The following is a 10,716-nucleotide window of genomic DNA, read 5'->3' as shown; positions in this document are numbered from 1 at the left end:
TTTGATTACAATCGCACTCGCATCCATTCGTCAATTGGTTACCTCACCCCGCATTTATGCGAAAAAAGGTACTACGAGCAACAGCAGATCGCTTAAATTGTGTGTCTACTTTCTTGACAAAGGTACAAAACGCCGCTGCAAGGCTGATTTCAGCCTTATTTTGCCCGCTGCTCGCCGAAACGCCGCTGCAAGGCTGATTTCAGCCTTATTTTGCCCGCTGCTCGCCGAAACGCCGCTGCAAGGCTGATTTCAGCCTTATTTAGCCCCCACTATGTCGCCGCCTGGTTACTTAACCGGCTCGGCGCGGACGCCGGGCACGGCCGCTTGGCCGAACCCGCGGTCGCCCCAAACGAGGCCAAGCTCATCCTTAAGCACGCGGCACGTTTCGTTCCATTCGGCGATCCGCTCCTTGAGCACAAGCACCTCTGCCGGCACCGGCGGTTGCCCCGGGTTCAGCAAATTGTTCAGCTCGAGCGGGTCGCGCTCGAGATCGTACGCTTCGTCCCCGTAATCGGGGTCCATGATGTAGGAGTAACGCTTCGTTCGCGCCGCCTGCAAAAGTCCCGGATGCCGGCCGCTCTCCGGAATGCCGCCCGGGAAGGTGCTCTTCAGCTTCCCCTGGTACGCCCCCACCTGGGCAAACGCGCAGTCGCGCAGCGGTTGCTTCGCCCCTTTTTCCACCCAGTCGATCAAATCGTGCCCTTGCGCATACGTAGGGACGTCAGCGCCCGCCAACCGCAAAATGGTCGGGAAAATATCGGCCAGTTCCACCAGCCCGTCCACTTGCCCCGGCTGCCGCCACGTCCGGCCTTCCGGCGGCACGATGACAAGCGGCACGTGGGTCAGGCATTCGTACGGCGTTTCCGTTTTGTTGAACAGCCCTTTTTCACCCGTGTAGTCGCCGTGATCGGACGTGACGATGATCCACGTGTTGTCCAGCATGCCGCGCTCGCGCATCGCGTCGTAGAAACGCTGCATTCGGTCGTTTACGTAAGCGATCATGCCATAATAAGCCGCCAAGACCTGACGGATGTCGCGTTCGTTCGCTTGCGCCGTGCCGCAATCTTCCAGACAGCGAAGCTGCCAGGCCGGCCTTCCGGCGCCGCCGCCTTGCGCGGGCAACGGAATCGTGTCCGGATCGATCAGTGTGTCGTACGGCTTCGGCACATAATAAGGCGGGTGCGGGTCGAGGTAGTTGACCTGCATATAGATCGGCTCGCCGGTAGCGAGGGCGTTGTCCAGCATCTCGATCGCCCGATCGGTGAGCAGCGCGGACAACCCCTTCTCCGGCGGCGCGTCGATGCCGCCCGACGACCAGCCGACATCGCGGCGGCCGTGGTTGGCAAAGTGCGCCCAGGCGTCATACAGCGGCCCCGCTTCGCGGATGTCGGACTGCTCGTGCCAGCCGCGGTTGATATTGCGGTTCGTTTCGTAGTGCCCGGCGATCGCCGTATAATAGCCGGCGCGCTGCATCAGCTCGGCAAGCTGCGGCAAATTGTACGGCACCCGGTTCTGGTGGCAGGTGACGCCATGCACGAGCGGGTGCACGCCCGTCATCATCGTCGCCCGCGACGGGGTGCAAATGGTGGAGCATGCGTGCGCATTGGCGAACAGCACGCCTTTGGCCGCCATGTCGTCCTGGAATGGCGAAATGACGTGCGGGTTTCCTTGCGCGCCGAAAGCGCTCGCTTTTTGCTGGTCGGTCATCAGGACGATAATGTTCGGCCGGGTCGGTTGTTCCGTTACCGCTTCCGCTTTCGATTCCGCTTGCGCTGCAGATGTCGTCATCGTGCGTACCCGCTTTCCTGGTGGAGTAAACTGCGGTTTGGTCATCCTTATTGTACTACAATACAATAATAGGATGGCATTTGCACAGTATTCCGCTCGAATGCAGGCGGGAAGCAGACGCAGTCAATCGGTTGCTCCGAGCCCGTATTGCCGGACGGGCGGCTCCATTTCGATATCGGTTGCTCCGAACTCGTATTGCCGGACGAGCGGCTCCATTTCGATATCGGTTGCTCCGAGCCCGTATTGCCGGACGAGCGGCTCCATTACGATATCGCCGACAGATTGGCCCATCAATGTGTAGCCCGTTCCGTCCGGATGAAGCTGATCCGGCAAATACGCCGCCAACTCCGGGCCGAATATCGTCAACCCGTCGATATAGCGCACATGCCTGTCGCCGCATGCCGCCAGGCTGCCCGCCGCTTCTTCGATCTCGGTGCGCATCTCCCGCAAGGTGAAACCGAGCGCATTGCAGGTATCCTCGCAGCGGGGCGCCCAAATCGGCGACAGCAGCGCGATCGGAGTATCGGGATGCTTCTCGCGAATGATTTGCACGAAGCCGATCATGGCCGCGCGGAAGGTGCGCCGGCTCAAACTGCCCCCGCCGCCGTAAATATTGATGCCTGCGCACAAGAAGATGACGTCCGCCTCCCGGTCGCGGATCATTCTGGCGACCATCGGCTCGAGATGGCAGTTGCCGCCGTAGCCGAGACACGTCAAGTCGAGCCCGAACCGCCTTGCGACGATGGCCGGCCATGTGCGGGACGGACTGAACGCGCCGGCGCATTGCGTGATCGAGCTGCCGTACGCGATCCACTTCGGGCGGCTGTCCTCCGGCACATGCCAAGAGGCGCCGGCCTCAATGCGCAGCGATCGTACGATTGCCGGTGCATGCTGCGGCAAATAAAGCTCGATCAGCTTCTCTCCTTCGCTCAGCCCCGCGAATGTCGCGATCGATTCGCCCGGCTGCAGCGTAAGCGATTGCGGAAGCCCGTCGCCGCATACAAGATCGAGCTTCCTCGCCGCTTCCGACGGGGCGAGCTCGATTGCCGCCTCCGTCGTATCGCTGGAGAAACGCATGCGCACCCCTGCCGCCATTTCCGCCGTATGGCCCAAGCCGTCCGGCGGGAACAGCGGATACTCCCGGTATGGAATGCGCCACGGCTTGACGCCATCTTCCGTCTGTTCCAGCGAAACGGTTCCCCGGAACATGGAGGGCGTAAGCTCAATCCGTTTCATCGGTCGTCTTTCCTCCATCCGAATAATCAATAACCTATATATTCTATTATAAGAATATATTTCCATGTCAACTTTCAGATCAACTCGTCACCCGCAATCTGAGCATAACGCGAGCCGCCGCCATTATAGCCATGCATGCTGCTGGCGTGCCACGTGCCGATTTTCGCATAGCCGGCATAGCTGCTAATGAAAGCCGAATGCGGCGAAAAAGGTGCGGCCCGTTTCGTCGAGCAGCTCGCGGCCTGCGCGTCCTTCCATACGGTTGTGCAGGGCGGCGTTGCCGGAGCCGGTCCCGCGAACGAACACGCCGTTCGGTATGCCGAGCAGCAGGTTTTGCTCCACCAGGTTGTTGTCGCCGCCCACTTCAATGCCGCATACTTTGTCCGGATTGAAGTTGAGCCATGGCTGCTTGCCGAGCATCCAATAGCGGAATGTCTGGTTTTTGAGCAGCGCCCCCTCCTCGGTGCAGGCGACGACGTTGCCCCGGATCACGTTGCCGAGAATAGTCGACGGTTCGCCGCTGTAGTCGTCGCGGCTGCCGCTTTTGGACCAGAGAATGATCGCCGCATTCTGATTCGACGAAAACCGGCAGCTGCTGTTCACGATCTGATTGAAAGCGACGATGCCGTACTTCTCCAGCGTGCCGTCGGGCCGGCGCGTATACGGGAATGCCCACAGGGATATGCCGCCGTTGTTCAGCATCTCGTGCCCGGCCACAATATTGTCGAAGCCCGCGCCGAAAATGAACTGACTCAAGCCGCCGCCGTTCTCCGCGTTGTTGTTGACCCATAGATTGTTTACCGTCGCGTTGACCAGCGCAAATTCCGTCCGCTCGTCCGGCAGTACCGTCCACGGCTTATCCAGCGCAACGACGCCGTCTGCAATCGACGCGATTTTGCGGTATTGCCCCAGCCCCTTGCCTTTGGCCACATACAGATAATGCTCCAGCTCATCCAGATTGGCGCCGACCGTGCCGTGAAACACAAGCGGATAATCGTCGGTAAGCTCGGGAATAAACACGCGATCGGGGCGAATCTCTTTCGCTTGGCCGTACCAGCTGGAATCGCCGAATTCCGACATGTACTCCTCCTGCCCGTTCGTTCCCCTGCCTACCCCGATGCTGCGGTTCTGGAACACCCAGTTGTTGGAAAACCCCATCTGCGACATCAGCGACCGTTTGCCATGCGCGAACGTATTCTCCGCAATCATGGCGTGGAACGCGCCGCCGATAAACGTATTGATCGTCCCCTGCCGGGGGGTCACTTCGAAATAATTGTTCAAAATGCGCGCCGACTCATGGCGGGCGGACAGCATATTCAGCGCCAGCGGAGCCGTAATCCGGCAGTTCCACATCGTAAACTCGCGCGTGCGGCCGAAGACGACGACGCCGTGATATTGCGGCAGCCAGCGGCCGTCCTGCTGCAGTACGGGTTGGCCTTGATAGGCGCCTTCCACGCGGTTCAGAAATACCCGGGTGCACAGATCCGTGTCGGCGGCGACTTCCACAGCGGCTTCATCCGGCGTCGGCGCCCCGGACCGGGCTGCGGCGACTAGCACGAGGCAGCCCGTACCGGGACCGCTCAGCAGCCGCATATCCTCCAGCCCCGCTTCCGTCTGCAGCCAGACGAGCGGCGTGCTTGCCGCCTCGTCGCGAAACAGCGGCTCGAAGCCCGACGCCCAGCGCCGGGCGCCGCCCTTGCGGGCGGCTGTGCGAATCGCGGGCCACGCGACGGTCAGCGCCCAGGCGAAACGAACGGTCAGCGTCGTGCTGCCGCAACCTTCCCCGCGCAGGATGACCCCCGGCTTGACGGCGATCGTCCGCGTCGTGCCGTAGCTTCCCGCCTTCAGCAGCACAACGCCGCCGCCGCTTGCGTGCACGCGGTCGATGGCGGCCTGAATGAGCGGGCCGCTGTCGGACAAGTCGCCGTCCGCCGGCGCCGTCACCACTTCCGTCGTGACCGATCCCGCATCGATCGGCGGATGGTGCAGACCGGCATGATTCCAGGCCATCAGCCGGTTGCCGATCAAATCCCGCCGCTCCGCGATGCGAATGACGACCGTCTCGGACCACCCCAGTCCGCCGCCCGTCCCGTTATGGAACCAAAGCTCGTAAGTCCCGGCGGGCGTGCCGGCGGGCACGAGCAGGTCTGCCTTGTGCCGCGTCTGGCAGGGCATATCCTGATCGTTGGCCAGCCCCCAATGAAGCGGCAGCATGCCTCCGCTCTCGCAGTTGCGGATGACCGCGCGAGGCGGAGATGCATGCAAGTCCGTATAGCGGTAGTTCCGATCGATTTCCTTGTCCACCGTATTCGTATCGACGAACAGATGCTGCCCGAACAAGGAAAGCCGTTCGCCCGGCACCGCTTCGAATGAAGACACGTTCCAAATTTCCGGCCGATTCGCCGGGAATGGCGGCGATACATGGCCCGTATGCGCATCCTGCAGCCATACGACAGCCACTCCGGACATCGGCGAACGGGTGTACAGCACTTGCGGCGTGAAGCCGATGACGGTCAGCCTGACGGCTCCCGGCGGCGGAACGGGCGGCAGCTCGAACCCGTCCGCCGGACCATCCGTGCCGAAAGCTTCCTCCGGCTGCCAAATATAAACGTCCGGCCGCTGCGGAATTTCGCCGAATACTTGAATCGTTTCGTTAATGGCAAAAGGGGAAATGCGGCTGATCGCCGGCTTCATCGTCCTTCTCCTCCTTGATGCTGCAAGCTGGCGGCATACCGCTCCCAGATGGCGCGGATTTCCGCCCAATCCCCGGCAGCGAGCGGCGCCTCCGCCGTCGACGACAAATTGTACAGATCGGGCACCCCGATCAGCGGCGCTTCGCGCATGTACGCGATCGTATCGCGGTAGTTGGTATGCGACGCGCCGTCCGTATCGATCGGAACGCCCGGCATCGCCGCCCGGAACAGCGCCGCCCGATGCTTCATGACGTCGACGGAATGGCGCATGCCGCCGTAATAGTCATGCAGCCGCACCTGGTCCGTCACTTCGGCGAAATACGGATGGCAGGCGCTGCAATTGATCAGCGCATCCGGTTTGGCCGCCTTGGCGCTGTCGTACAGGAGCGTCATCATCCGCTTCAGCAGCTCTACGCCATACACGCCCGGTTCGAACGTGCGCAGCCCGGCACCGAGCGGCATGCAGTTGGCGAAGTCGATTTTGAACCCGTCGCAGTTATTGCAGCCCGCTTCGTCCGACAGCAGCCGCCGGATCGTCCGTTCCATGCGTTCGCGGTATTTCGGGCTCGTCGGGTCGGCGCCGAGCGGCTGGCTCCATAACGTCACGCACTCGTCGGCGTCCAGCCCTTCGGCATTCCACGTTTTGAACCAGAGCAGCACCTTGCGCCCCTTGGCATGCTCGCGATCTGCAAATGCGCGCAAATCCGGCCACTTGGCCGGGTCGGGCAGCGATTCGCCGTAACGTCCCTGCCACTTGTCGTCGATAATGATAACGGTTGGCTGCAGCCCGAGCGCATCGAGGCGGTCGGACATGGCGGTATACGCCTGCTGCGTGGCATGCGCGAACGGGTTGGTGCGTTCGATCGCATTTTGCTCGCCCCAGCCGCAGAAGAACGGACCGTACCACCAGCGCGGCTCCTTCCCCCGCGCACTCGCGCAGCCGCCTTCCTCGTAGTGCCAGCGGCCGTACGCAGCCAGCGTCTCCCATTCGTCCCGCCCGCCGATGCCGAGAATGGCCGGGATTTCGCACGAGCCGTCCACTTTGGCGTAACCATGGAGATCCGTTTCCAGATACATCCGGAACAACCCGTAGTACGGAGCATGGAACCGGTACGAGAACCGGTCGAAATGGTACGCGCCGGGACGGGCGGCAAGCCCGAGTCCGAGCCGGCGCTCCGCCCCTTCCATGCGGAACGGAAAAACGAACTGCGGCGGCGCCATGTAACCGAGCGTCAGATCGGCGTTCTGCGCCGTCGTCTGCTCCCTGACGTCCGCTCCCCCGCCTGCGGCGACAGACAGTGCGTAATGGGAAGCGTCGTACTTGCTTCCCTTGCACGCCGTTCTCCCCGCCCCGCTGAAATATGCTACGCGCCGGATACTGCCGGCGCCGACGACCTGGACGCGATACAGAAACTGCGCTTCGCCGCATTCGAGCCGGTACGTCTTGCGCTCCCACAAGCTGCTGCGCGTGCGCCATACGAACACCGGGCCGTCGGCCGATTGCTCCACTTGCAGCGCGATCGTCTCTTCGTCCGTATCGGGTCCGGCCTCCGTTGACACTTCCGAGCGGACGGACAGCTCGAAAAAAACGCTGTCGCCGACGCCGGCCTCGAACCGGTCTGCATGCACCGTCACGCGGTAGCTTTCGGTTTCGACCCGGTAGCCGTTGTCGGTCTCTGCGATGTTCATCTCAAGCCTCCGCTGCCAATATCGGCATACTGCCGTTTGATATAGTCGGTCCACAATGCCGCCAAGTAGTGCCAGCGGTGTTCCGGCACGGTTTCGTAGGTGCTTTCCGTCTGCGTGACGAAATAGAGCGACGGAATACCGAGCTCCACCTGCAGCTGCATGTACCGCCACCATTCCTCCAGGTTCGTGGACGAAGCGTTGTCGCAATCGACGAGATCCCAGCCGGCAATGCGGGCGATGCGGGCGCGTTTGGTCATCACCGCGCCAACGTCGCGCGAGCCGAAATGAATGTCGTTCAGCCGCAGCACATCGGACGATTCGCGGAACAACGGGTTCGGCGTCTGCGTCTGGATCATCGCGTCCGGCTTCCAGCGATGCGTTTCGTCATGCAGAATCGACTGGAACTTGCGCAGAAATTCGAGTCCGAACGTCGGTTTGCGCATGACAAGAGAAGGCTTGTTGAGCAAGCCGCCCACGCCGTCCTTTTTGAACCCGTCCGCGCCGACGTCTTGCACCAGATAACGAATGCGCTCGCGCAGGAATCGCTCGTAATCGGGGTTGGTCGCGTCGGCGGCGACCGCTTTGCCTTCATCGAGCACGCACAGACGCTCGTCGAGCCCTTCGGGGTGATACGTCATCGTCCAGAGCAGCACGCGCCGGCCTTGCTCGTGCTGCCGGCGGATGAAGCCTTTCATGTCCGGCCACTTGTTCGTGTTGATTTCCAGCGTGCCGTAATGAGTTTGCCACTTGTCATCGATCACGATCGTGCCGACGGGCAAGCCGCGAGCTTCCAGCATCCCGATCCAACGCTCGTAATTGTCCTGCGTCGCCAGCTCCTTGGGAGGCACCCCATGCTGCTTGCCTTGCGCCGTCTGCTCCGCCCAGCCGCAAAAAATCGGCAGCCGGTGCCACGGCGCATTCGGGTGCTTCCTCTCGGTCGAGAAGCCGGAGTCGTCCAACCAGGCGACATAATCGGCCATGTTGTCGTATTCTCCGAAGCCGAAGTGGAGCGCCGCCGTCGGCGATTCGAAGCCGTCCGCAGCCGAACGGTAGCCGCAGTAATTCACGTAGAACGAAGCGCCGGCATAACGCGCGCCGGTATACTCGAGGCCGTTGAACAAGTAGTCGCCCGGCTTCGCGCCCAAGCCGATGCTGGCCCGCTTGTCGCCTTTCATGAAGCAGAGGAACAGCGGCGGCGGCGCGAACAGCCCGTCGCTGATGCGCTCCGGATGCTCGCCGTCCGTGCGCGGCGCATGCTTGCGGATGCCGACGGCCTGCGGCATGGCGATCGGGAAGTGAAACAAATTCGCATGGTTGATTTCCGGTGAAAAATACGATTCGGCATAAATCGTGGCATTATGCGCCAGTCCTTGCGAATCCCCGGCATTGTAATGCCCGGAAATGCCGTTCGAGAACAAGTAGCATCGTCCGGGCGCCGCCGCCCCTTCCGCCCGGTGCGCGAACGTGATTCGTTTCTCGTCGAACGTCCATACGAAGCGGCGCTCCTGCCACAGTGTGCTGTCGGCGTACACGGTCCATTCGAAACGATTGTCGCCCGTGCGAACGGGCGGGCCGTGCCGAACATTCGTCAGTCGTTCTTCTTCCGATAAAGAAGCGAGTCCGGAGACGAGGGGGAGCCGGAACAGGCAATCCCCCTCCTGTTCAATCCGGATGCCCATCGGATCGGCATCGTCATAACGAACTACATAACGCGGGCCGCTCAGGCGGAAGCCGCTGCTGCAAGCATCGACTAGGAGCGCCATCAGTGGGCCTCCATGTCTTGAATATGCTTGTTCATTTCTTGCACGTACGCTTCGCCGCCGTTCGCATACCAGCCTTTGACGAGCTCGTCGGCAGCGTCGACGGGAGACTGGCCGACAATAATTTTCATCACCGTCTGATCCCATTGCTTCTGATAGTCCATATAAACGGGCGTTTTGGCAGCCGCCGGCACGTAATCCAGGCTTTTGGAGATGAGCACCGTGCTTGCCGCTTTATTCAGCCAGGGCATCAGCATGTTTTTGATTTCGACCGACGTGCCCGGCGCGATGAAAAATTCCGGATCGCCCGACCGCCGCATCATGTTGCGGCGAATGCTGCTCGTTTTCGATTCCTTCTGCACCTTCTGTCCATTTTCCACCGTGTAGTCGATCCCTTCGTAACCGTCGATAATATGCGGCCACACGTCGTCGGACAAGACGGCGTTCAGCACGTCGATCGCCTTTTGCGGGTTTTTGCTCGACTTGGTCAGCATCCAGGCGCCGAACATGCCGGCTCCGCTCGCTGCTCCCTGCACTTTGCCCTGCTCGTTTTTGACGAACAAATACGTGAGCTCCGCCTTCGGATTGACCTTCTGCAAAATTTGCGTATCGGACACCAGCCCGCCGACGAATCCGCGCTTCAGCCCGGTGACGCCGCTCTGGAACCGTTCGTTCGCCTTGCCGGTGTCCAGCGTGCCCGAATCGGGGTCGACCAGCTTGTCTTTAAACAGGCCGGCGGTGAACGCAAGCGCGTGCTTGAGCGGCTGCGCATCCTTCGCATACAGCTGATCCATGTACTTGTACGCTCCTCCCTGCGTTTCCTGCCAGCCCAGCAGGCCGAACTGCGACATGAGCACGGGAGCGAGCACCTTGCTGCTCGTCAAGCCGAGCGCCATCCCGTACGTGTTGTCCTTGCCGTCGCCGTCCGGATCTTCCTTGGTGAATTTGCGCATGATCTCCTTGAATTCGTCGATCGACACTTCATGGCTGTCCGGCAGCTTGAAGCCGACCTTGTCGAGCCAGTCCTTGCGCACGAAAAACGAATCTTCCCGGACGACCGATGTGCGCGGAATGCCGTAAATATTGTCGTCGCCTTTGAATTTCAGCGATTTCCACGACTCGGCGTACGAATATTTGGTCAGATAGGTCGCGCTCTTCAAATAGTCGTTGACCGGCACGATCGTTCCGTTGTCGACGGCGCTGCGCAAATTGACGTCATTGATGTCGGTGAACAACAGCAAATCCGGCAAGTCGCCCGATACGAGGCGGAGCTGCAGCTGCTCCTTGTAGCCGGTGGACGGCGGAATAATGAATTCCAGCTTCGTATTCGTCAGCTGCTGCAGCTGCTCCACGAACTTCTGATCGGTCGGCGCCAGGTTGGCCTCGTCGAACTGGCCCATGATTTTGATCGTGACCGGCGCTGCGGCGCTTGAATTCGGCGAATTGCCGCTGCCTCCTTCCGTGGAGCCGTTATTGCCGCCGCAAGCGGACAGCAGCAGCAGCGAGCCGGCAATGGTTGCCGCCGACAGGGCAAGCTTGTTTTTTCTCAT

At 61.2% G+C, this 10,716-nt stretch carries 7 protein-coding genes; 1 reads left to right on the top strand and 6 read right to left on the bottom strand.

The window, feature by feature from the left end:
- Positions 1-247, top strand: a 247-nt coding sequence (locus EXY20_RS39495) for a hypothetical protein (RefSeq protein ID WP_207671291.1), incomplete at its 5' end; no start/stop codon positions are given.
- A 38-nt stretch (positions 248-285) separates the two neighbouring features.
- Here the strand turns inward: EXY20_RS39495 and EXY20_RS18380 are convergent.
- From EXY20_RS18380 to EXY20_RS18355, 6 genes are all read right to left on the bottom strand, one after another.
- Complete coding sequence (locus tag EXY20_RS18380) at positions 286-1,788, bottom strand: sulfatase family protein (protein WP_167859346.1); 1,503 nt, start codon at positions 1,786-1,788, stop codon at positions 286-288.
- Positions 1,789-1,911: 123 nt separating this feature from the next.
- On the bottom strand, positions 1,912-3,024 hold the full coding sequence (locus EXY20_RS18375) for an SGNH/GDSL hydrolase family protein (RefSeq protein ID WP_135553558.1): 1,113 nt from the start codon (positions 3,022-3,024) through the stop codon (positions 1,912-1,914).
- Between the two features lie 183 nt (positions 3,025-3,207).
- Complete coding sequence (locus EXY20_RS18370) at positions 3,208-5,718, bottom strand: hypothetical protein (protein WP_135553557.1); 2,511 nt, start codon at positions 5,716-5,718, stop codon at positions 3,208-3,210.
- Positions 5,715-7,406 (bottom strand): alpha-amylase family protein, encoded by a 1,692-nt coding sequence (locus EXY20_RS18365; protein ID WP_135553556.1) that lies wholly within the window; start codon positions 7,404-7,406, stop codon positions 5,715-5,717. Before EXY20_RS18365 ends, EXY20_RS18370 begins: the two co-directional genes overlap by 4 nt.
- Positions 7,403-9,169 carry a TIM-barrel domain-containing protein gene (locus EXY20_RS18360; protein WP_167859345.1) on the bottom strand — a complete coding sequence of 589 codons (1,767 nt, stop codon included), beginning with the start codon at positions 9,167-9,169 and terminating at the stop codon, positions 7,403-7,405. Before EXY20_RS18360 ends, EXY20_RS18365 begins: the two co-directional genes overlap by 4 nt.
- The gene (locus EXY20_RS18355; protein WP_135553554.1) at positions 9,169-10,716 is read right to left on the bottom strand and encodes a type 2 periplasmic-binding domain-containing protein; all 1,548 of its coding nucleotides are present in this window, start codon (positions 10,714-10,716) and stop codon (positions 9,169-9,171) included. The genes EXY20_RS18360 and EXY20_RS18355 overlap by 1 nt, the downstream gene beginning before the upstream one ends.

Source organism: Paenibacillus cymbidii, from assembly GCF_004764705.1.
Lineage (GTDB): Bacteria > Bacillota > Bacilli > Paenibacillales > NBRC-103111 > Paenibacillus_AN > Paenibacillus_AN cymbidii.
Note: the sequence above shows the minus strand (reverse complement) of the source record. Positions and strands in the feature narration are given on the sequence as shown.

Coding starts and splice junctions, on each gene's coding strand:
- EXY20_RS18365 (WP_135553556.1), bottom strand. CDS start 7,406: ATGAACATCGCAGAGACCGACAACGGCTACCGGGTCGAAACCGAAAGC.
- EXY20_RS18355 (WP_135553554.1), bottom strand. CDS start 10,716: ATGAGAAAAAACAAGCTTGCCCTGTCGGCGGCAACCATTGCCGGCTCG.
- EXY20_RS18360 (WP_167859345.1), bottom strand. CDS start 9,169: ATGGCGCTCCTAGTCGATGCTTGCAGCAGCGGCTTCCGCCTGAGCGGC.
- EXY20_RS18370 (WP_135553557.1), bottom strand. CDS start 5,718: ATGAAGCCGGCGATCAGCCGCATTTCCCCTTTTGCCATTAACGAAACG.
- EXY20_RS18375 (WP_135553558.1), bottom strand. CDS start 3,024: ATGAAACGGATTGAGCTTACGCCCTCCATGTTCCGGGGAACCGTTTCG.
- EXY20_RS18380 (WP_167859346.1), bottom strand. CDS start 1,788: ATGACGACATCTGCAGCGCAAGCGGAATCGAAAGCGGAAGCGGTAACG.